The following is a 20,468-nucleotide window of genomic DNA, read 5'->3' as shown; positions in this document are numbered from 1 at the left end:
CAAAATATTATGTCATTAGCAGTAGGAAATCCGGCCCCAAGTTTTGAAGCCAAAGACCAAAACGGAAACATCATCAAACTTTCCGACTTGAAAGGAAGAAAAGTCATCCTTTATTTTTATCCAAAAGACGCCACACCGGGATGTACAGCACAAGCATGTAACCTCAGAGACAATTATGAAGGATTGCAAAAAGCAGGTTTTATCGTGCTTGGGGTAAGTTCAGATTCAGAAAAGTCCCACCTCAAATTTATCGAAAAACAAAGCCTCCCCTTCCCGCTCATTGCCGATGAAGACCTCAAAGTCCATGAAGCATATGGTACTTGGGTAGAAAAATCCATGTATGGCAGAAAGTACATGGGAACAGCAAGGACCACATTTGTCATTGATGAAAATGGAGTTTTGGCAGAAATCATTGAAAAAGTAGATACTAAAAACCATACCAATCAAATACTCAAATAATTCCAACTAATGGAAAAACAATCTATCGATCAACTCAAACAAATCTGTTCTCAAGTTAGAAGGGATTGCCTCCGTATGGTTCATGCCGTACAGTCAGGACACCCTGGCGCTGCCTTAGGCCTCACTGAATATTTTGTTGCGCTCTATTTCAATGAGATGACGCACGACAGCAAATTCAAGATGGAAGGCAATGGTGAAGACCTTTTCTTCCTTTCCAATGGGCACGTTTCAGCACTTTGGTACAGTGTATTGGCAAGAAGCGGTTATTTCAGCACAGAGGAATTGGGGACTTTCAGGAAATTAAATTCTAGACTTCAAGGTCATCCGGCCACGCATGAAGGCCTTCCGGGAATCAGGATTGCTTCCGGTTCATTGGGACAGGGACTTTCCGTAGCGATCGGGGTAGCCCAGGCCAAGAAAATCGACAAGGACGACAAGCTTGTCTATGTGATGATGGGTGACGGCGAGCAACAGGAAGGTCAGGTTTGGGAAGCGGGCATGTATGCAGCGCACCACAAGGTGGACAACCTGATCGCGGCCATTGATTATAACGGACAACAGATAGATGGACCAACACTCAAGGTAATGGATCTGAAGAATCTGAAAGCAAAATGGGAAGCATTTGGATGGGATGTGATCGAAGTAAAAAAAGGAAACGATATAGAATCAGTAGTAAATGGCCTGGCTGAAGCAAGAGGACTTACCGGAAAAGGAAAACCTGTGATGATTCTCCTGTATACCGAAATGGGTTACGGCGTAGACTTCATGGTAGGCACTCACAAATGGCATGGTGTGGCACCGAGTGATGCTGAACTTGAAAATGCTTTGGGACAATTGGAAGAAACTTTAGGAGACTATTAATCATGGAAAAGACCTTAGACTTAAAATATACCTACACGGATAAAAAAGATACCCGCTCGGGATTCGGTGACGGATTGTTGGAAGCAGGACGTAATAATCCAAATGTCGTAGGACTTTGTGCTGACCTGATCGGATCATTGAAAATGGGAGCTTTTCAAAAAGAATTCCCGGAAAGGTTTTTTCAGGTAGGTATCGCCGAAGCCAACATGATAGGCTTGGCGGCAGGTTTGGCAATTGGAGGAAAAATTCCTTTTACAGGCACTTTCGCAAACTTTTCCACTGGACGTGTCTATGATCAGATCAGGCAATCTGTAGCCTATTCTGACAAAAACGTAAAAATCTGTGCCTCCCATGCAGGCTTGACTTTGGGAGAAGACGGAGCGACGCATCAGATTTTGGAAGATGTGGGCATGATGAGAATGTTGCCACACATGACAGTCATCAACCCTTGCGATTACAACCAAACCAAAGCTGCAACCTTGGCCTTGGTAGACCACGTTGGACCTGCATATCTAAGATTTGGACGCCCGGTTTGGCCTATTTTCACCCCTGCTAACCAAAAATTTGAAATCGGAAAAGCTTGGAAAATGATCGAAGGAAAGGATGTTTCCATCTTCGCAACCGGACATCTGGTTTGGGAAGCTGTGGTTGCTGAAGCCATGCTCCGCGAAGAAGGGATTTATGCAGAGGTGATCAATATCCACACGATCAAGCCTTTTGACGAAGCGGCAGTATTGGCATCTATCGCCAAGACGGGTTGTGCTGTATCTGCGGAAGAACATCAAATCAACGGTGGTTTGGGAGACAGCATTGCCCAATCATTGGTTAGACACAAACCAGCTCCACTCGAATATATCGGAGTCTTGGATTCATTTGGTGAATCAGGTACGCCTACCCAATTGTTGGAAAAATACGGATTGAATGCGGAGAATATTGTAAAGGCAGCTAAAAAAGCTATCTCAAGAAAATAAATATTAAATCGTAAAATTTTGAAACCGTGGTGGCTTTTCCATCACGGTTTTTTAATTTTAGGTAATACTTAATTCAACTAGACGATCATGATGAAATTCTTGCCCTATATTTTTGCTCTGACCTTTATCATGTATGGCCCTGAAAGCTGTTCCTCTAAAAAAACAGCCATAAAAACCGGTGCATTGGAATCAGCCCCCAATATCTCTTCCTCGATTTTCACTTCAAATTCTTTAAGTCCTGTAGGAAACATCGGTGTTGAAAACTTCAAGGCAGAAAAACGAACCTTGGTCGGTGTTTACTTTATGCCGTCTTGGAATCTTTCAGCAGATCCAAACAATGACATTGATAGTTTTTGGTCTTGCCTAACTGGAAATGAGAACTGTGGTCACACAAACAATACAGCTATTTGGGGCCCAAAAGGCCGAATTTTCAATGCAAGCTATCCTTACGAGGGCCCTTTTTTGCAAAGGAAACCGCATCCAAGCCTAAAAGGATTTTATAAGAGGGATGATCCTGATGTAGTCAAAAAGCAACTGGAATATATGAAAAGCTATGGCATTGATTTTTTTGCTTACAATTGGTTCTTTGGAAGGCACTATTATTACCACTTGAATTTTGCACCACAGGCAGATACTTACTATCCGGTCGGATGGAAAACTGATCCTGCAAGAGATGGAAGGGTGGAAGTTCCTGGAATAGAGCAATGGAATGAACAATTGACTGTTTTGTTGAGTGAGAATGAAAAACTTCCTGAGGCCAAACAGATGAAATGGGCGATCAATTGGGTAGATGACAGTGAAGACCGGTGGAGGCTTTGGTTGGATCTTGGATCTCCAGAAAGCCTTGCAGCCGGAAGAAATTATCCGGGAGAGGTTCCAGACAAACAGCTATTTCTAAAAGTCCATGATAAAATTACCCAACTCTGGATTGACAAGTATTTCGGAAGAAAAGATTACCTCAAGGATGAAACCGGTAGGCCGATAGTATATCTCTATTTCCCTCAGGATCTGGAGGCAAGAGCTTCCGTCTATGGAATTACAATGAAAGATCTGCTGGACAGGTCTAAAAGCCTCGCGCAAAAAGCAGGATTAAAAGGGATTAAGTTTATAGCAGTCGCAGCAGGTGCAATGGCAGAAAGAGAAAGACAGTATGCCCTACCCACCAAATGGGTAGCCAATAACCCAAGGGAACTTTGGAGGGGAGGTAATTATACTGATAAATTACTCTTTCAGGATTATGTTCCAAGATTAAAAGGGATGGGATTTGAAGGTATGACTGCCTATGTTTACCATAGTTTTATGGACAAAGACAACAGGTCCTTTGATGGTATGCGCGCCAATTACAAAAGCCATTGGGAAATGTGGTCGGAGAAGTTCAAAGACGACCTTAATTTCGAATATCAAATCCCTGTAGCCATGGGTTGGGACATGAGACCTATGGGAGGTACTTGGCCCCAAGCAACAGGTTTTCCAAGTGAACCATACAAAGACAAAGTTCATAGTACCAAGTCAACTTTCAAGGCCAAACTTCTTGAAGCTCAAAAATTCTCAGAAAAATACAGGTCATCAAACGGAAATACGGTCATGGTTTGTTGTTGGAATGAATACCTGGAAGGAAACCATATTGAGCCAACAGAAGGTCATGGATTTGATTACTTAGAGGCCATCAAGGAGGTTTTTATAAAGGAAAACTAGGAATTATGAATTCATAATTCTGAATTCATAAATACAAGAAACTTAAAAAGTTATAAAAAAATGTTGACACAGATTAGAATCCTTGTAGTTGGTTGTGGAAACATGGGAGCTTCCCATGCCACATCCTATCACAATATGCCTGAATTTGAAATCTGCGGCCTTGTGGCAAGGGGTGAAAGTAAAGTCAAACTGAATGAGAAACTGGGAGGAAAATACTCCTTATTCGATGATTTTGACTTGGCTATGCGTGTATCAAAACCAGATGCAGTGTGCATTTCTACCTATCCCGATACGCATGAGGAAATGGCCATCAAAGCTTTGGAAAATGGTTGCCATGTCTTTATCGAAAAACCATTGGCCGACACGGTAGAAGGTTCCCAACGCATCATAGACGCCTCCAAAAAAGCCAATAAAAAAGTGGTGGTGGGTTATATATTAAGACATCATCCTTCTTGGGAGAGATTCATAGAAGAAGCACATAAACTTGGAAAACCACTTGTCATGCGCATGAATTTAAACCAACAAAGTCATGGTTTTATGTGGGATGTCCATAAAAACCTCATGAAAAGCTTAAGTCCGATAGTAGACTGTGGGGTACATTATATTGATGTAATGTGTCAAATGACCAGATCAAAGCCTGTTTCTGTATCGGCTATCGGTGCAAGGTTATCCAATGAAATACCCATGGACAATTACAATTATGGGCAACTTCAAATAAGGTTTGAGGACGGTTCCGTAGGTTGGTATGAGGCAGGATGGGGTCCGATGATATCAGACAATGCATTCTTCATCAAGGACATCTTTGGTCCAAAAGGGGCAGTTTCGATCGTGGCTAAATCAGCCGGATCAGCCGGAAAATCAGATGATGTTGATTCCCATACCAAAACTGAAAGCATTAAAGTCCACCATGCTGATTTAGATGACAAAAATCATTTTACCAAAAAAGATTTTTGGATCGATATGACAGAAGAGCCAGATCATCAAGGACTTTGTGACAGAGAGCAGCAGTATTTTCTAAGGGCCATTCAACAAGATATTGACCTGACTGATCACTTGGAGGATGCCATCAACAGTTTAAAAATCGCATTCGCATGTGACGAATCTGTAAAAACAGGAACTACTGTCACCTTATAATTTCCAAGTGCTATGATGGACAACCCAAATTTTGGATTCATTTATCATGGGTTGGCATATTCAAGTATGTTTTTGTTGAGTTGGTGGGTATCAAGAAAAAATAGCTTAAAATTCTTTTCCGAAAATGGTTGGGCGAAGAATAGTTACCTCCAGTTTTTTCTTTTGATTTGGGGTATTATCGTTTGGACATTGGTTCCAACGACCTTGTCTTGGCATAGCTATTCCTTCCTTGTTGGCTTTGATAAAAACACTGTCAGTTTTGAAAATTTACTTTGGGTTTTAGGGCTATCTGTTTTGGCATTTTTGGTAAGTAGATCACAATCAAAAAAGTTGGATGTCAATTCGAGAGATTTTCACCAAAACCCATCATTCGGTGTCATTTTGACTTATGCAGTCTTGCGTTTTATTTTTCTAATTTCCTATGAAATATGGTTTAGAGGCTATTTTTTAGAAGATTTGATTTCCATTTTTCCTTTGTCTGTCGCTATCGGGATCAATGTCTTTTTTTACGCATTAATTCATGTTTTGGGCGGAACTAGGGAAGCATTAGGAAGCATCATATTCGGGGTTATCTTATGCTTGATGGTAGTCTCCTTTGGCAATGTGTGGCCGGCTATCATCATTCACCTTTCTCTAACATTTGGCTATGAGGCAAGTTTTTTTGTGAGGAAACTCAAAACCGGTCTTGAAAAATAGGAAATGGACTAAAGAAAATTTGTAAATCCGCCTTTTTGCACTTAGCCAAACAATAATTTGAAGGAGGAGCCATTAAACACCAAAAGAACTGTCGTCTGTGGACGAGTATCCGGATTTGATACAGCCTTCTACATCCTCACGTGCAATATTGCGGATACTCATAAAAGAAAAAATGTATGGACGCAATTATGCCGTTAGATTGGATATCCATTTAAATTCTTGTCTGCGGACTGAAATACCCGGAACATCCCTGCCCTCCGGGAGGTGGGCTCTTCCGACTTCGTCCCGATAGCTCGAAAACCGTCCCCATTGAAGAAGAATATAGGGTCACTCGCAGAGAAGCGTATCACCATGAAAAAGATTATCAAAGGTCAATTTGCCAAAACAAATACAGGCATATTGAATGAAATTGATGGGTTAGTATCCACAGGTAAGGAAGCAGATTGCGGTTCTGGAGCGTTTGAAAAAAGAACTATTCCAAATTGATTGATTGATTCAACATTTAGGATTTTTACAGTGACAATGGGTAAGTCCAAATTACTACCACCGGTCTTTGGTTTAATTTCAATTACTTCAAACGCAACCAATCCAAGATTAGCTCCCTGAAGGTTGCCTTCCAAAGGTGAATAATTAACACTGATATCACCGTCGTATACGACAGCCAAAACTTTAGAACCAACCAGCATGCTTAATCCTGTAGCTCTCAAAGGGGTCACGAGAGGTATTTCGTCCAATAAGACTTCCCGATCATTGTCAATATTGGGAGCCCCCAAACCCGGACCAGGAGTCAGGTAATTCTTAGCACCACTGTCGGTAGGCCCGGCATTTACCCATCTATTTGGGATATTTTTTAATGCAAACCAACCCTCATCGCCCACCTGACCGGTATTTAGATCTATGGTCGTACCTACTTTATCCTTAAAAAATTTCAGCTGAGATCTTTGGCCAACAGCGGCAATTTGGTCATTGACATCAGTTTCAGAAAAACCATTTAATTCATCCCCATTGTCAATACTGCTTTCATCAATTACCATCAGCACTAAATAATCGTCATACACAGGACTAAGGTCACCATCCTCAGTGCCCGGCATACAAGAACCCAATAAGTTGAAAATCAGAAGAATGTAAACGCTTAGTTTCTTACTCATGGCTCTTTGGTTTTGATAAAAGTTTGGGAAAATTATCTTACCAAATAGTATGCCAAAGAGTTATTTACATTTATTTAAAGTATTACTTTAATCATTTTCTATGTTTTGAAAGATATTCAGTTGGAGAAAGCCCCATTGATGATTTGAATTGTCTGTTAAAATTAGAGAGGTTATTGAATCCTGATTCATAACCTATCTCCGAAATATTCATTTTCTCCTCCAACAACATCTTACAGGCATAACCTATTCTGATTTCATTGAGGAATTTGGAATAATTCTTTTTGGTATTTTTCTTGAAAAACCTACAAAAAGCGGTTGGATTGAGGTTTGCAATATCTGCCACCTCTTCCAACGTGATGTTTCTATTAAAATTGTTGAAGGTAAAAGAATACACTTTATCTATCCTGCTATCCCCGTTTTTTTCCTTGGGATGTTGGAATCCTTTAGAAGATAAATACTTGAAATCAACCTCTTCTGAAAGTTCATGTAGAAATTTTATCAAACCAATCAACCTTGAAAACCCTTCAGAATGGTGTATAGCAAGTAATTTTTCTTTTGCTGATTCAAGAACGGAACCCTGAAACAAAATTCCCTGTGAGGCCCTTTCAAATAGTGTTTTTATCTGAATCATTTCAGGAATATCGAGCAAAGCTTCTCCTCCAAAATCCCTCCTAAAGTGGAGCGTAATGGATTCTGCCGTCAATCCACTATTTTTCTCAAAATAAGGCTTGTCGTTTTGCCACATATGAGGCACATCTTCACCAATCAATACCAAATCACCCTCTGAGAATGGAAGTATACTGTCACCAACAAAGCGCGTACCTGTACTTTTGATCATAAAGACCAATTCAAGTTCGGGGTGGTAATGCCAAATATTAAGAAAATGTGGGTAATTGTGGATAGCCGAGATAAAGGATTTGTCAAATGGCTTCCTTCGCTCTAGTAATTTTGCTTTCATTAGGGTATTTTGAACTATTCAGAAGATTCAAATTCCACATTAATTACATGGCAATCTTCCTGTTTTTTTGCTAATTCTGACTTTATTTTGTTCAAAAAATTGATTTTTTGGAGGTTATAGAGCATAATTAACCAACTATTCGATTTTCACTCAAAAACGACCAAATTACAATGCAGGTAAATTGGTTTCTTTTTTGCCTTCTTTTTTCTATTTCCAAGGCATTGACTCTCTTATTCACTACTCTAATTATTTAAAACTTTATATGAGTATCCGCAATGTTGGACGTTGGGCTATAGGAAGTTGTACCGAAAGCGGATACTCGTCCACAGATGACCATCCACTGTCCACCGGGTGTTTAAAGGCTCCTACCAACAAATGATTGTTTGGCTGCCTGCAAGAAAGCGGATACAGATAAAACGATATTAATGGAAAAAGAACCGGCGAAAAAAAAATTGAAAATAGCCTCTCCCCTACTCCACCACAGCTTACTATTTTCGCATCACCTTCCTATATTTAGGCTATGAAAAACATTATCATCACCGGAGGGGCAAGTGGAATTGGCTTGGCCATCACTACTCTTTTTGCATCAAAAGGAAACCATGTTTACTTCATTGATTATAATGAACCTTTGGGAACAAAAATTGAAAAAGACCTTTTGGAAAAAGGATATATGGTAACCTTCCTCCAAGCTGATGTTTCAAAATTGGAGGAAGTTAAAAAAACCTTTGAAAGAATCCCTGAAAAAATAGATGTCTTGGTCAATAATGCAGGAATATCACATATAGGAAACCTTGAAAACACAAGCGAAGATGATTTTGAAAAAATATTTCAAGTCAATGCCAAAGGAGTCTTCACCTGCAGTCAGGCAGCGATACCCAAACTCAAATCAAACGGGGGTGGAAGCATCATCAACATGTGTTCTGTCGCTGCCATTATAGGTATACCGGATAGATTTGCCTATTCAATGACCAAAGGTGCGGTTTATTCGATGACACTTTCTATAGCACGGGATTATGTGAGTCACAATATACGATGCAATTCAATCTCTCCTGGCCGGGTTCATACACCGTTCGTAGATGGTTTTTTGGCAAAAAACTACCCGGGACAGGAAAAAGAAATGTTTGCCAAATTAGCCGCAACCCAACCCATAGGCAGGATGGGAACTCCCGAAGAGATCGCAGGATTGGTATATTATTTAGGTTCTGATGAAGCATCCTTCATCACTGGAAGCAATTTCAATATCGACGGCGGTTTTATGGGTTTGAAAGTATGATCTGATTTTGCGGGGGAATCAAATTTTTTCTAATGTTTCCTTTGTCAAATCACCTTTTTCGTCTCCTGTATTCAAAGTAGTGGCAGGTTCAAAAAGCATTACCGAAACTTCTGCCTCAGCTACAGGGCGATGCTCAATACCTTTGGGGACAATCAAAAATTCTCCTTCTTTTAATTCAACGGTTTTATCCCTAAACTCCATCTTGAATTGACCCGAAACCACCAAAAACAATTCCTCTTCCAAGTCATGTTTGTGCCAGACAAACTCCCCCTTAAATTTGACGAGCTTTACCTGTTGACCATTGAGCTCACCCACGATCCTGGGATTCCAATAATCCTGAAAGAGAGAAAGTTTCTCTTCGATATTTACTTTTTGCACAGAATAGTGGTCTTGTTTGCCTTTGAAAAATTAGAATTTTCAATGTTAACAAGAAAAAATTTGCAAAACCATAAAAGGCGATGGGAAAATCAATCTTATGATGGTGCTACAAAAAACTTATAGAAATAATGCAGGATATAAAAAGGGAATATGTATATCCGCAATTATGCCAATATCAAAATTTTGTTTCAATTCACCTCGACTGGCTCGGTGTCCGTAAGTTTTATTTCTAGAGGAGGTGGAGGGAAATGCGTCTTTGCCGCATTTCCCTCCACCTCCTAACAATAGCACCGGATCCGGTGGCCGAACGAAGTCGAGGCCGTTTTGTCTTAAAGAAATGGAGGCAAGCATGCGGATAATCAGAAAAGGGAATATTGTAAATCCAAAACTACATTTGCCAATAAAAAAGATTACACTACCGGCAATATCTAACCTTTTCTTTTTGTAGATCAGATTTTTCAAATCATGCTAAAGATGCTGGTCAAATAAGATGAAATTCCCATCAGGATCTCTAAGCATCAAACTTGCCGGTCCGGAAGAATTTTCATCCGCTTCAGATTCCAATTTGACACCCTTTGATTTGAGATGCTTTTGGATGGCCCTTATATCATCGTAGGAATCAAGCTCGGCGGCATTTTCATCCCAACCGGGATTGAACGTCAGGATATTGCCTTCAAACATGCCCTGAAACAGTCCGATCAGCGTACTTTCATTTTTCATAATGAGGTAATTTTGCTCATTGGAGCCTGCAAATTGGGTAAACCCAAGTTTTTCATAAAATTCCTTGGAAGCCTGAAGGTCCTTTACACTCAGACTGACTGAAAATACACCAAGTCTCATGTTTTCTGAAGTTTTGTAGTGGTGGATGTGATTTGAATCCGACTCTGTAGGTTTAAGCAGAAACCCAATACAGAATACTGTTATTAATCCTAGGATATAGAAGCTATTCTTTTTCATTGCCAAAGTGTGTTTAATGATAGATTAATCAAAATTGAAATCGGTAAAAATCACGTTATTGGAATGGAGATTTAGAGGCCCGGCTAAAATTTTTTTTACCCTTCCTTATTCGAAACCCCAATCACCACATTGCCGATCTTCTCCCCTGTCTCGACGTATTTGGTGGCTTCAATGATTCTAGACAAAGGATACTGCCGGTCAATAACTGCCCGGTACTTTCTTGATTCGATCAATTCTTTGAAAAAAACAATGTCTGATTTACTGTCTGTCACAATCGGGAACTTAACCTTTCTTCCTCCAAATAAAGGTGTCAACAGAGTCAGGAATACATTTTGTGCTAGGTAGCCAAATTCGGTCGAAACATACACACCCTTTGGCTTGAGGAGTTTACGGCATTTGAAATAAGAACTTTTCCCTACCGCATCAAAAACATAATCAAAGTCATTGCCGACTAGTGTAAAATCAGTCTGTGTATAATCTATGACTTGATCTGCACCCAAAGACTTGACAAGATCTAAACTTTTGGTATTACAAACCGCCGTCACCTCGGCCCCAAAGTATTTTGCCAACTGCACTCCCGCTGTCCCTATTGACCCTGAGGCACCGTTGATGAGTATTTTTTGAGGTTTGGAATAATCAAGATCTTTAAGATATCCATTAGCAAGCATCAATCCATCACAAACTGCAGCCGCCTCCTCAAAAGAAAAATTCATAGGTTTGATGGCAATGGAACCTGACTCCGAAACACAGATATATTTAGCATGTGCACCGAATTTGCCGGTACTTAATCCAAATACCTCATCACCCACACTGAAGCTATTGACCTTGGAACCTACAGATTCCACTGTACCGGAAAATTCTGATCCGAGGATTTTTACTTTAGGCTCAAAAAAGCCATTGAACAGGCGGATGATGAAGTAATCCGGCTTTCTGAATCCACAGTCTGTCCTGTTGACTGTGGTGGCATGGACTTTAACCAAAACCTCATGGTCTTTGGGAATCGGTTTTGGGACTTCTATCTGTTGCAGGACATCAACGGACCCATATTTGGAATAAACAATGGCTTTCATTTGAATAATTAGGAAGAAAATTGGTTGAAAAAAGCTATTTCAATAATAGATTAATGGTCACATTCCCTGTTTTTTGACCTGTCTCAACATAAGCATATGCTTTGGAAATATCTGACAACGAATATTCTCTGTCCATAAGCGGCGTGAACTTCCCTTCTTCTATCATCTTCTTCACCATTGCCAAACTTGCTTTAATATCAGATGGAAAAGGGAATTTGACCTGCTTCCCTCCCGCCAAAGGTGTCAGGAGTGCAAGGATTGGGTTTTGGTTTTTAGGGCCCAACTCTGAAGAAATGTAAGTCCCTGTTGGTTTGAGCAGTGGTTTACATTCACCAAAACTGCTTTTCCCGACTGCATCAAACACATAATCAAATGTCTCCCCGATAGACTTGAAATCTTCACTTTCATAATCGATGACATTGTCTACACCCAAGGAGGCTATCAGGCCCAGGTTCTTATGACTGCCAGTAGCGGTGATATGGAGTCCTTGATACTTTAAAAGCTGAACCAAAGCCGACCCAATGGCACCGCTTGCCCCGTTGACAAAAGCCCTTTGCCCCTTTTCTAACTTGACCTTGTTGATAAAATTGATGGCATAATGGGCTCCCTCAATACTTGCAGCGGCTTGTTGGAAACTTATATTTTTGGGCATGTGGCTAATGAATTTTTCTGTCCTGCAGACAAGGTATTCTGCCTGAGAACCCATCCCTTGGTCGGTAAATCCAAAAATCCGATCTCCAATTTTAAAGCCCTTTACGGATTTGCCAAGCCCTTCTACCATTCCTGCAAAATCTGTCCCTAACACAGGATTATTTGGCTTGGTCAATCCTGTGAAAAATCTCATGACAAAGGGATATGCACGGAGTATGGCACAATCTGTCCTGTTTACAGTGGTGACATGAACTCTTACAAGTACCTCGTCATCCTTTGGAATGGGTTTGGGAATTTCCTTGACCTGAATAAGTTCAGGGGGGCCATATTGGTAATATACAGCAGCTTTCATATTGGTCATTTGCAAAACCCAAGTAATAAAAGATCAAATCAGGGTGTCAAAACCACATCTAGTTGCCTTCCTTCTTCGGCAGCTTTATTGTCCAAAGAGGTTCCAACCGCTATGCCTATTCCCATTCCAATCGGAAGCCCTATTCCAAGGAAGGCCAAATTTCCTATGGAAATCCCAAATGCAACACCGAGAGGAACCCCAAAAGCCGACATTCCCAAGGCAAGCCATAGGTTACGGTAATGGTTTTTGACTACGAGCTTTGATTCCTTTTCAATGACTTTCAAAACATTGCTTTGTGACTTGGCAAGGATCTTTGTAAAATCTTTTTCAGAACCGGAGAAGGTATTGACTGTTTGTATTTCCGTATTGATGATTTCCACTTCCTTTTCAGAAAGTTGTCTTTTGCTTAATTCATCTATAAGGGCAGAAAAACAACCTATCTTCTTATTGAGTTTTTCATTTGTTAAAAACTCCTGCCTTTTGTTAAGTGTGTTAAGGGACATGTGGTTTATGATTAAATTAAAAAGAACATGAATATAGAAGCAATGTACGAGATTCCATCCACTTACACTCAAATTGACATAATCCTGCCTTTTTAACTTAATCGTCCGACGGTCTTTAAACTGTCTGACGCGACACTGAGTCGGACGGTTACAAACAGTCAGCCCCTTAATCCTGCCTGCTTTTGCTTAGTCATTCGACGGTCTTTAGATCGTCAGACCCAACACTGATTCGGAGAGCTTCACCTCTCTTTTCATAAGACTTCAGTAAACAATTTTTCAGAAACCACATTGGCTGCCCTTACCGCCCCGTCCATATAGCCACCATAGGTTTTGGCAGTCTCAGCTCCACACAAAAAGAGCTTGTCTCCCAAAAAAGGCCTATTGAAAATCGGATGGCCGTTGTTCTGATGGGGAAGCAAAAACCCGTCTTGGGGAGACTTGATGTATTTGTCGTCCCAGATTTTATCAGTGTAACTGAGGAATTCTGTCGCTTCCGGTCCGTAGTAATTTACGAGTTGTTGGATGACCCTATTCTTTCTCTCTTCCAAACTGAAATGGGATGCGCTGCCGTTCAGGAATCCTTTGAGTGCAAACTTTGACTCCTCAAAATCAGTATGGTCATACATTTCTGTCGCCAATCCAGATTGGCTGTAGACATTGCCTGAAAATCCCTTTGCCCTCCAAAAGGGAGCCGCATATTCCACCGCAAATTTTACCGATCCACTCATCCAAGTTTGCACGTTTTGGAGGATTTCGGATGCTTCCCCGGGCAACTCCGGATGAACCCTGAAACTATGGGCAAAGATCCTCGGGGGCATCGCCACCACAAGATGATGACAAAAGTATTCCCTGCCGTTTTGGTCCCTCAGTTTTAGCCGATCATTTTCTTCGCTAATTTCAAGAATGTGTGTGTTGAGGAGGATGTTTTCCTCTCTTACATATTTTACCAAAGCGGAGATCAGAGAAGAAGTCCCACCCTGAACCCGGTAGGAAGAAGACTCCGAAGGCGGGATGTAATATTGGTGGGGAGGCTCAAAAGACATGGTCTCAAACAAGGCTATTCCATCTTCCTTTTGCTTGAAATGGCCGATTTCCAATTCCTGAAGAAGTCTCAAAAGATGTACATGGACATCTCCAAACCAAGTCGCCCCCATTTCCATGGGAGTGCCTGCCTTCCCGAATACGGTTTGAATCCTTCCCCCAATCCTGTCCTGTGCTTCTAATACTTTACAAAAAACCCCCCGTTTCCGAAGGTTATAAGCAACAGTAAGCCCACTCAATCCGGCTCCGATAACGATGATTTCACGCATTTTCTGATGTTTTTCCAAAGGTAGTTCAATACACTAAACCAGAAAACAAAAAACAATAACATAAGACAATAGTAAAAGTTACCAATGATATTTCAATCCGGGATAAAGAAATCCTGAAAACCTTGCTGACATAGAATATACTAAACCTAGTTTATTGCCGCTGATGTGCAGTCATCCCTCCCATCACCTTTTGCATGATTCGGACTTTGGCCCATCTTGGCACCATCATCAGGGAATACACCAAGAATTTTGTCAGGAAGCCCGGAAGGACAGTGTTTTTTCTTCCCAAAGCCTTTAAGATAGGCACACCCACCTCTTCAGTGCCCAATGACATCGACATTTTCATATTTGCCCGATCCGCAAAGCCACTCCTTACAGGCCCCGGTGCAGCTGCCAAAACATCCACTCCATAAGATTCCAATTCAACAGCCAAGGCCTCTCCCAAAGATTGGACATAGGCCTTTGTAGCTGCATAATTGGCAGAATATGGCACTCCCTGAAAAGCCACCATTGAACTTAGAAGAATTATCCCTCCTCTTTTTTGTTTTGCAAAAAGTCTGCTGAAATGAAACGTAATGTCCAAAAGTGCCTCACAATTCACCCTAAGCATGTTTTTCTCTTCCTCAATCTCTCCTCTGATAAACAAACCCGTGGTACCGAAGCCTGCCGAAACAACCAAAAGTCCTACATTCAAATCCTGAACCAAATCAGTAATCGTTTTGAAACTTCCTTCCGAGGCTACATCTGTTGCAATTGTGTTTACCTGAATGGCGTACTTTGATTCCAATTCTGATTTAATTTGATCAAGTTTTTCCCGGTTCCGGGCATTGATGACAAGATTAAATCCTGCCGAAGCCAAAAGCTTGGATATCTCCAGTCCTATGCCTGATGATGCGCCTGTTACCACCGCCCAATCACCATACTTCAATTTCAATCTGTTTTTTTCTTTAGTAGCTAATTTCATCTTTGAATATTTTATTGGTTATAAGCGGTTTTCCTTGAAGTGCCTGAATCAGTGTAAAAACAGCCAAAAGACCATACACAATAGCCAATATGACCGTCCCTTTTAAATTTTTGATTAGATAAAATGAAAGTATTGGAAGCACCTGTAGAGCATGCATGCCTATAAAGTGGGCTATCCGCGGGTCGCCGTATTTGGTACTCCAATTGAGGAAAAGGAGCCCCTCTCCTCCATCAGGGCCTCCAATGGTATGGGACATCCGGCTCTGCCCATCACAAATCCTTCGAATGAAAAAACCACAAAGATCAAAATCCCCAATCTTATACTCCAGAGATAATAATCGGGTAGGCTTGGAAATTCATTGGCAAAAAACAGCCATCCAACAAATAATGTATAGACCGTCACGGTACTTGCCGCAAATGCCATCATGGAATACAAAGCGGAATAAGTCGGAGTACTCACATTAAAATGTGATAACTGTCCCCTGCCCGCCTGAATGGCTATGTACAAAATCTCAAAACCCAATAATAAAATCACTGCCCAATTAAACAGGCCGGTATTGAACTTGGGCAAATAAAAGCAATACCAAGCCATAGCCCAAGCATAAAGGAAGGTAGATAAAGCAAACTTGAAAGGTTTGATCCAAGCATTGGTTCCATTGACCTGAATTTCTGAAATCAGGGAAATGACCAAAAAGAGAACAGACAAAACAAAGCAAAGTAGACCAAAATAAAACAGGGTCTCATTCCGTGACTTTAGTGTTTCTATAAAATTTATCATCTTAACTCCACCGTGATTTTCAAGGTTTTTCCTTCTTCGATGGCTATTCTTGCATCCTCAAAAGAGGGCGGCCCAAAATTTATCCTCGCATCATTCGAAAAACCGATCGGTTCTTTTGGCAAGCCTACGAGATTTGTATTGAGGGATTTGCTTGAATCTTTGTCCTGATAGATTGCAACCCCATATTCTCCGACAGGAACTCCTGTGAATGTCATTGTCATGCTCTTGGACATTACGGCAATATATTTTGCCATAAATGCCTTCCCATCTTTGGGAAAATCCACTTTCCTGAAAATCCCTGCCGAAACAGCACCTCCTTTGTCAGGTTGGATGCCTGTCACTGTCACCGTCAAAGTTCCTGTCTGACTTTTGGCAGTAAAGCCAAACCCAATGAGCAAAATCAAATTCAACAAGATGGATTTCATAAAGCGCTTGGATTAATGGGTGGATGAGATTCGGCTTTGGTTTTCAATTCAGCCAGCCAAACATCATGGAGATTGTGGAGCTTTTTCCCCTGAAAGGTCTTCTCAAAAAACGTCAGCCAACCATTTTGCGCTTCTTCGGTGATGACTTTGCACCCTTCAGCTATAGGCACGATCAGCCAAACATGGTACCCCTGAATACTTTTGATTCTGGATTCCCATGCTAGCAGGCCATAGGGTTCGAATTCTTTGATGGTGGTGTTTGGGAATTTCAATCCCATCGTTTCCCAGTTGAATTGGGAATGGCTCTGAAGTACGGTCTCATTAGGATTGACAAGGGAGACGTTTTTTGCCCCTACATACCAAGATTCCCATGCCAAAGCATCTATTAGGATATTCCATACTACGTCAGGAGATGCTGCAATCTCGATTTCATTGTGAACAAAAAACTTACTTTTTTCAGGTTCAAATTCAGTCGGCCATGAAATAAGACGGCTACGGTTTTTTAGGTCTTCTTTTTGCCCAAAGGCCTCAATGCCCAAAGCGAATGCAAAAAGAGAAGTCAGGATAAGATATTTATTCATTTGTCTGTTTATTTACAGCACAAACTTACCCCCTACTTACTCCCCAAAACGATAACAAATGTTTAGGCTTTTTGGCTGTCTGCTTTTTTTAACCTGCTGAGATGAACAGGGGTAATGCCAAGATAAGAGGCTATCATATGCTGCGGAACTCTATTATGAATGCCGGGAAAAATTTCTGAAATGCTGTCATACCTTTCTTTGGAAGTACGGGAATACATATTTCTCAGCCTTGTATCCTGGTACACAAAATAGAATTCGGCAATCAACCTGCCCATCTTTTGACCTTCTTTAAGGTTCTCATAACCCCAATAAACTGCATCTCGGGGTAATATCGCCACAGTAGTTTCTTCCAATGCCTGCAAAGTATATATGGAAACTTGGTTGGTCAAAAAGCTGGTATAATCGGCAATGAACTGATTTTCCATCGCAAAGTGGACGGTATGTTCTGTTCCTGCATTGTCGGTGACTACTACCCTGACAATGCCTTTTGCGATAAAAAAAATCTCATTGGGAACTGTTCCCGGAGCTGATAGGAGCTCCTGTCTTTTGAATGTTTTGGAAAAAGTTTTTCCCAGAAACACCTCCAATTCCTGTTCTGAAATGTCAATCATTTGACGCATGGCCTGCCTTAGATTTTCCATTAACTGTTTGATTTTGCCCAAGATGATAAAGGAACAAAAATATCTTTAATAAGTTTTTAGCCTTTGGTCCGGATTTTAAATTTGGAAAATGCCGATTACATGAATCCTCTTTATATTTGACGTGACCTACAAAAAGGAATTTCGCTTAAAATGACGGATTTTTCAAAAACTTCTCCCTGCCAACCACTCCTCGATTATTTCGGGAAGCTGATTCCTTTGAAGCAGGAGGAGAAAGAATTGGTTGCGGCTAAATTCCATCCCTACACTTTTGTCAAAAAGCAGTTTGCGCTGCAGGAGGGTAAAGTATGTGACTATTTTGATTTTGTGGTAAAAGGATGTCTCAGGCTTTTTAAAGTGGATGAAAAAGGAGATTACCACGTTTTTCAGTTTGCTACAGAGAATTACTGGATTCTTGACCTCACAAGTTTCCATAAAAGAATCCCTTCCACTTTGAATATTGAAGCTTTGGAAGATACCTTGGTACTTCGTATCACCCACCGGGATTTGCTTGATTTGTATATACAGGCCCCAAAGTTTGACAGGATTTTTCGGGTATTGTTGGAAAACCACTTTATGCAGCAACAGGAGCGGATCTGACAGCTGTTCAGTTCTACGGCTGAGGAACGGTACCTGAGTTTTTTGGAACAATATCCCCATCTTTTTAACAGGATTCCCAATACGCAGATTGCCTCCTATCTCGGGATTACCCCTGAATTTTTGAGCAAAATCCGGAAGAACCTCCAAGCCAAGGGCTGATTTCTTAACCTAGTTTAAGGGTATAGGCCGTTGATTATGTTGACCTTTGTAAGGTTATCATCATCAACAAAGAAAATCATGTCAATAAAAAAATCCCCAATCATACTTCTGTTGGCATTTTTCACCTTGGGTGTCAGTGCGCAAAACCTGAAACTCAAAAACCAGGAGTTTGAACTTCACAATGTCACCGGCGAGGTGGTGAAATTTCAAGAAAAAAAAGTCTTAAAAATCGAACGGGATTTAAATGCACTTCCTTTTGATTCGACACGGGTAGAGGCCACGGTGGATGAACCACATTATGCCAAGCTTGTAGGATTGGATGACTTCGAAAACGGAACCATTGAAGTCAAAATGTACAGCCAATTACAAAATCCTGCCCCGTACTCAGGCATCGCCGGATTTATCGGTCTTTATTTCAGGATTCAGGAAGATGATTCGGCCTTTGAAAGTATTTATGTGAGACCAAAAGTCGGAAGGTCCGATAACCAACTGCGAAGAAACCACACCGTACAGTACTTCTCTTATCCCGACTTTAAATTTGACACCTTACGGAAGACTGCCCCATTCAGGTATGAAGGATCTGCCCCTGTAGCCCTCGATGAGTGGATTACCATGAGGATAGAAGTCAATGGTGAATCTGCCGAAATGTATATCAATGACATGAAGTATTCCTCCTTTATCGTAGATAAAATGCTGGGTAAAACCAAAAAGGGATTTGTAGGCCTGTATGTGGATATCGGTACGATCGGTTATTTCAGAGATTTGAAAGTTACCAAAAGGGCACTGCAGGTAAAGAAACCTGGAGAAAAGGAAACTGCTATCTGACAGAAAGTATGTGTTGAACTTCTCAGAATGAGGATTTCAACTCTCAAAAAATAAAAGGGTGGAATTTGTAATTCCACTCAGTCCTAAATCAATTGGATAAACTACTCTAAGACGGGTTTGTATAGGTAATTTTCTAATTTTGCCTCTTTTGCAATTGAAAGCCATTTTTTTTCAAGAGTCCAATACAAATCATCAGGTTGAACATATATCATATTCAAAAGGTCATTCTCATCATTTGGATCTACTTTCATTCGAGATAATTGAACAGTCCTTAAATATTTCCCTCCTATTCCTATATAAAATTCAAATATTGACCAATCTATTTGATCACTTAAAAATAATCCATTTTCCCTTTCATTTAAATTCAAAACAAATATTTCCTTGAATTGACTTATGAAAAAATCATTTTTTAAATGTTTTTTAAGTGCCCATTTTATTTTCTTATCTAAATCATAAAGTTCATTAAGAAACTCTGCCCAATCTGAGTAATTTTTCCTTCTTTGAGATGAAATTTCTTCTAGACTAATTTTAAAATCATTCTCACTTAAAAATTCCTCGGGATGGTTTACAAGAATTTTAAGAAAACCTAAAGTTAAATCTTCTTCAGGTGAAAAGTATGAATCTAGATTTCCACTAATTAAATCCAATGCGTATTGTTTTGGGTAAGAAATTTCAAAATGAGGCTTTAATTTAATTATTGATTTTATTGCATTTTGAACCTCTGTTAACTTAAAAAAATTGTTTGGAGAGAAGGCTAATTCCATTAAGGTTAAGTAAGTACAAACAAGGGTATACTTATTTGGATCCGGCATAGGAATTTTGTTTTCTGCTAAATTGTACCAAATCATTGTATCGCAGATTATTCTTTTCATAATAGCGGCTTTTTTAATCAAGGAGTTTCCTCATTAGAAAGACTTAAAATATTTTCTAACTAGCATTATTGTTTTATTGGCTTTTAAGCGTTTTTCAAAGTCTTTTTGATTCTTGACATCTCTGATTAAAATAATATGTGTATCCGCTTCACTGCACGTAAGGATGAAGAGCTGCAATAACCATCCGTTCAAACAGCTTTTCACCAAAATA

Annotated in this window: 23 protein-coding genes; 9 read left to right on the top strand and 14 right to left on the bottom strand. The window is 40.3% G+C overall.

Going from position 1 to position 20,468, the window contains the following annotated elements; all coding sequences use genetic code 11:
- Window positions 1–9 precede the first annotated feature (9 nt).
- The 6 genes from bcp to MMU07_RS04495 all read left to right on the top strand — a co-directional run bounded on the left by bcp (window position 10) and on the right by MMU07_RS04495 (window position 5,816).
- On the top strand, window positions 10–459 hold the full coding sequence (gene bcp, locus MMU07_RS04520) for a thioredoxin-dependent thiol peroxidase (RefSeq protein WP_241124646.1): 450 nt from the start codon (window positions 10–12) through the stop codon (window positions 457–459).
- A gap of 9 nt (window positions 460–468) precedes the next feature.
- Window positions 469–1,320 (top strand): transketolase, encoded by an 852-nt coding sequence (locus MMU07_RS04515; RefSeq protein ID WP_241124645.1) that lies wholly within the window; start codon window positions 469–471, stop codon window positions 1,318–1,320.
- Between the two features lie 2 nt (window positions 1,321–1,322).
- Complete coding sequence (locus MMU07_RS04510) at window positions 1,323–2,291, top strand: transketolase family protein (protein WP_241124644.1); 969 nt, start codon at window positions 1,323–1,325, stop codon at window positions 2,289–2,291.
- A gap of 87 nt (window positions 2,292–2,378) precedes the next feature.
- Window positions 2,379–3,986 carry a glycoside hydrolase family 99-like domain-containing protein gene (locus MMU07_RS04505; protein ID WP_241124643.1) on the top strand — a complete coding sequence of 536 codons (1,608 nt, stop codon included), beginning with the start codon at window positions 2,379–2,381 and terminating at the stop codon, window positions 3,984–3,986.
- A 60-nt stretch (window positions 3,987–4,046) separates the two neighbouring features.
- Window positions 4,047–5,120 (top strand): Gfo/Idh/MocA family protein, encoded by a 1,074-nt coding sequence (locus MMU07_RS04500; protein ID WP_241124642.1) that lies wholly within the window; start codon window positions 4,047–4,049, stop codon window positions 5,118–5,120.
- A 12-nt stretch (window positions 5,121–5,132) separates the two neighbouring features.
- Window positions 5,133–5,816, top strand: a complete 684-nt coding sequence (locus MMU07_RS04495) for a CPBP family intramembrane glutamic endopeptidase (protein ID WP_241124641.1) — start codon at window positions 5,133–5,135, stop codon at window positions 5,814–5,816.
- A gap of 371 nt (window positions 5,817–6,187) precedes the next feature.
- Here the strand turns inward: MMU07_RS04495 and MMU07_RS04490 are convergent, their stop codons facing one another.
- Window positions 6,188–6,964, bottom strand: a complete 777-nt coding sequence (locus MMU07_RS04490; RefSeq protein ID WP_241124640.1) for a hypothetical protein — start codon at window positions 6,962–6,964, stop codon at window positions 6,188–6,190.
- A 91-nt stretch (window positions 6,965–7,055) separates the two neighbouring features.
- Window positions 7,056–7,922 carry an AraC family transcriptional regulator gene (locus MMU07_RS04485; protein WP_241124639.1) on the bottom strand — a complete coding sequence of 289 codons (867 nt, stop codon included), beginning with the start codon at window positions 7,920–7,922 and terminating at the stop codon, window positions 7,056–7,058.
- A 520-nt stretch (window positions 7,923–8,442) separates the two neighbouring features.
- Here MMU07_RS04485 and MMU07_RS04480 point away from each other — a divergent pair.
- Window positions 8,443–9,195 carry an SDR family NAD(P)-dependent oxidoreductase gene (locus tag MMU07_RS04480; protein WP_241124638.1) on the top strand — a complete coding sequence of 251 codons (753 nt, stop codon included), beginning with the start codon at window positions 8,443–8,445 and terminating at the stop codon, window positions 9,193–9,195.
- A gap of 18 nt (window positions 9,196–9,213) precedes the next feature.
- Here the strand turns inward: MMU07_RS04480 and MMU07_RS04475 are convergent, their stop codons facing one another.
- The 11 genes from MMU07_RS04475 to MMU07_RS04425 all read right to left on the bottom strand — a co-directional run bounded on the left by MMU07_RS04475 (window position 9,214) and on the right by MMU07_RS04425 (window position 17,804).
- On the bottom strand, window positions 9,214–9,573 hold the full coding sequence (locus MMU07_RS04475; RefSeq protein ID WP_241124637.1) for a cupin domain-containing protein: 360 nt from the start codon (window positions 9,571–9,573) through the stop codon (window positions 9,214–9,216).
- A gap of 468 nt (window positions 9,574–10,041) precedes the next feature.
- The gene (locus tag MMU07_RS04470; protein WP_336246167.1) at window positions 10,042–10,530 is read right to left on the bottom strand and encodes a VOC family protein; all 489 of its coding nucleotides are present in this window, start codon (window positions 10,528–10,530) and stop codon (window positions 10,042–10,044) included.
- 95 nt (window positions 10,531–10,625) lie between these two features.
- Window positions 10,626–11,600, bottom strand: a complete 975-nt coding sequence (locus MMU07_RS04465) for an NAD(P)-dependent alcohol dehydrogenase (protein ID WP_241124636.1) — start codon at window positions 11,598–11,600, stop codon at window positions 10,626–10,628.
- 34 nt (window positions 11,601–11,634) lie between these two features.
- Window positions 11,635–12,603, bottom strand: coding sequence for an NAD(P)-dependent alcohol dehydrogenase (locus MMU07_RS04460; protein WP_241124635.1), 969 nt, complete (start codon window positions 12,601–12,603; stop codon window positions 11,635–11,637).
- A gap of 38 nt (window positions 12,604–12,641) precedes the next feature.
- Window positions 12,642–13,106: a hypothetical protein gene (locus MMU07_RS04455; protein WP_241124634.1), complete on the bottom strand. Its 465-nt coding sequence runs from the start codon at window positions 13,104–13,106 to the stop codon at window positions 12,642–12,644.
- Between the two features lie 251 nt (window positions 13,107–13,357).
- Window positions 13,358–14,416: a flavin monoamine oxidase family protein gene (locus MMU07_RS04450; protein ID WP_241124633.1), complete on the bottom strand. Its 1,059-nt coding sequence runs from the start codon at window positions 14,414–14,416 to the stop codon at window positions 13,358–13,360.
- A 151-nt stretch (window positions 14,417–14,567) separates the two neighbouring features.
- Window positions 14,568–15,380: an SDR family NAD(P)-dependent oxidoreductase gene (locus tag MMU07_RS04445; protein ID WP_241124632.1), complete on the bottom strand. Its 813-nt coding sequence runs from the start codon at window positions 15,378–15,380 to the stop codon at window positions 14,568–14,570.
- Window positions 15,381–15,551: 171 nt separating this feature from the next.
- Entirely contained in the window at window positions 15,552–16,157 is a 606-nt protein-coding gene (locus MMU07_RS04440; protein WP_241124631.1) for a hypothetical protein, read from the bottom strand.
- Window positions 16,154–16,582 (bottom strand): DUF2141 domain-containing protein, encoded by a 429-nt coding sequence (locus MMU07_RS04435; protein WP_241124630.1) that lies wholly within the window; start codon window positions 16,580–16,582, stop codon window positions 16,154–16,156. Before MMU07_RS04435 ends, MMU07_RS04440 begins: the two co-directional genes overlap by 4 nt.
- Window positions 16,579–17,163 (bottom strand): SRPBCC domain-containing protein, encoded by a 585-nt coding sequence (locus MMU07_RS04430; RefSeq protein WP_241124629.1) that lies wholly within the window; start codon window positions 17,161–17,163, stop codon window positions 16,579–16,581. The genes MMU07_RS04435 and MMU07_RS04430 overlap by 4 nt, the downstream gene beginning before the upstream one ends.
- Before the next feature lie 62 nt (window positions 17,164–17,225).
- Window positions 17,226–17,804, bottom strand: a complete 579-nt coding sequence (locus MMU07_RS04425) for a Crp/Fnr family transcriptional regulator (protein ID WP_241124628.1) — start codon at window positions 17,802–17,804, stop codon at window positions 17,226–17,228.
- Window positions 17,805–17,954: 150 nt separating this feature from the next.
- Between MMU07_RS04425 and MMU07_RS04420 the strand changes: the two genes are divergently transcribed.
- The gene (locus MMU07_RS04420; protein WP_241124627.1) at window positions 17,955–18,401 is read left to right on the top strand and encodes a Crp/Fnr family transcriptional regulator; all 447 of its coding nucleotides are present in this window, start codon (window positions 17,955–17,957) and stop codon (window positions 18,399–18,401) included.
- 237 nt (window positions 18,402–18,638) lie between these two features.
- A complete protein-coding gene (locus MMU07_RS04415; RefSeq protein WP_241124626.1) occupies window positions 18,639–19,385 on the top strand; it encodes a 3-keto-alpha-glucoside-1,2-lyase-like domain-containing protein in 747 nt (248 codons plus the stop codon).
- A 101-nt stretch (window positions 19,386–19,486) separates the two neighbouring features.
- Here the strand turns inward: MMU07_RS04415 and MMU07_RS04410 are convergent, their stop codons facing one another.
- Window positions 19,487–20,257: a hypothetical protein gene (locus MMU07_RS04410; RefSeq protein WP_241124625.1), complete on the bottom strand. Its 771-nt coding sequence runs from the start codon at window positions 20,255–20,257 to the stop codon at window positions 19,487–19,489.
- Window positions 20,258–20,468: the final 211 nt, after the last annotated feature.

Source organism: Cognataquiflexum nitidum (assembly GCF_022538055.1).
GTDB classification, from domain to species: Bacteria; Bacteroidota; Bacteroidia; order Cytophagales; family Cyclobacteriaceae; genus Cognataquiflexum; species Cognataquiflexum nitidum.
The sequence above is the reverse complement of the archived record's forward strand: the minus strand, read 5'-3'. Positions and strand labels throughout refer to the sequence as shown.

Coding starts and splice junctions, on each gene's coding strand:
- bcp (WP_241124646.1), top strand. CDS start 10: ATGTCATTAGCAGTAGGAAATCCGGCCCCAAGTTTTGAAGCCAAAGAC.
- MMU07_RS04515 (WP_241124645.1), top strand. CDS start 469: ATGGAAAAACAATCTATCGATCAACTCAAACAAATCTGTTCTCAAGTT.
- MMU07_RS04510 (WP_241124644.1), top strand. CDS start 1,323: ATGGAAAAGACCTTAGACTTAAAATATACCTACACGGATAAAAAAGAT.
- MMU07_RS04505 (WP_241124643.1), top strand. CDS start 2,379: ATGATGAAATTCTTGCCCTATATTTTTGCTCTGACCTTTATCATGTAT.
- MMU07_RS04500 (WP_241124642.1), top strand. CDS start 4,047: ATGTTGACACAGATTAGAATCCTTGTAGTTGGTTGTGGAAACATGGGA.
- MMU07_RS04495 (WP_241124641.1), top strand. CDS start 5,133: ATGATGGACAACCCAAATTTTGGATTCATTTATCATGGGTTGGCATAT.
- MMU07_RS04490 (WP_241124640.1), bottom strand. CDS start 6,964: ATGAGTAAGAAACTAAGCGTTTACATTCTTCTGATTTTCAACTTATTG.
- MMU07_RS04485 (WP_241124639.1), bottom strand. CDS start 7,922: ATGAAAGCAAAATTACTAGAGCGAAGGAAGCCATTTGACAAATCCTTT.
- MMU07_RS04480 (WP_241124638.1), top strand. CDS start 8,443: ATGAAAAACATTATCATCACCGGAGGGGCAAGTGGAATTGGCTTGGCC.
- MMU07_RS04470 (WP_336246167.1), bottom strand. CDS start 10,530: ATGAAAAAGAATAGCTTCTATATCCTAGGATTAATAACAGTATTCTGT.
- MMU07_RS04465 (WP_241124636.1), bottom strand. CDS start 11,600: ATGAAAGCCATTGTTTATTCCAAATATGGGTCCGTTGATGTCCTGCAA.
- MMU07_RS04460 (WP_241124635.1), bottom strand. CDS start 12,603: ATGAAAGCTGCTGTATATTACCAATATGGCCCCCCTGAACTTATTCAG.
- MMU07_RS04455 (WP_241124634.1), bottom strand. CDS start 13,106: ATGTCCCTTAACACACTTAACAAAAGGCAGGAGTTTTTAACAAATGAA.
- MMU07_RS04450 (WP_241124633.1), bottom strand. CDS start 14,416: ATGCGTGAAATCATCGTTATCGGAGCCGGATTGAGTGGGCTTACTGTT.
- MMU07_RS04445 (WP_241124632.1), bottom strand. CDS start 15,380: ATGAAATTAGCTACTAAAGAAAAAAACAGATTGAAATTGAAGTATGGT.
- MMU07_RS04440 (WP_241124631.1), bottom strand. CDS start 16,157: ATGATAAATTTTATAGAAACACTAAAGTCACGGAATGAGACCCTGTTT.
- MMU07_RS04435 (WP_241124630.1), bottom strand. CDS start 16,582: ATGAAATCCATCTTGTTGAATTTGATTTTGCTCATTGGGTTTGGCTTT.
- MMU07_RS04430 (WP_241124629.1), bottom strand. CDS start 17,163: ATGAATAAATATCTTATCCTGACTTCTCTTTTTGCATTCGCTTTGGGC.
- MMU07_RS04425 (WP_241124628.1), bottom strand. CDS start 17,804: ATGGAAAATCTAAGGCAGGCCATGCGTCAAATGATTGACATTTCAGAA.
- MMU07_RS04420 (WP_241124627.1), top strand. CDS start 17,955: ATGACGGATTTTTCAAAAACTTCTCCCTGCCAACCACTCCTCGATTAT.
- MMU07_RS04415 (WP_241124626.1), top strand. CDS start 18,639: ATGTCAATAAAAAAATCCCCAATCATACTTCTGTTGGCATTTTTCACC.
- MMU07_RS04410 (WP_241124625.1), bottom strand. CDS start 20,257: ATGAAAAGAATAATCTGCGATACAATGATTTGGTACAATTTAGCAGAA.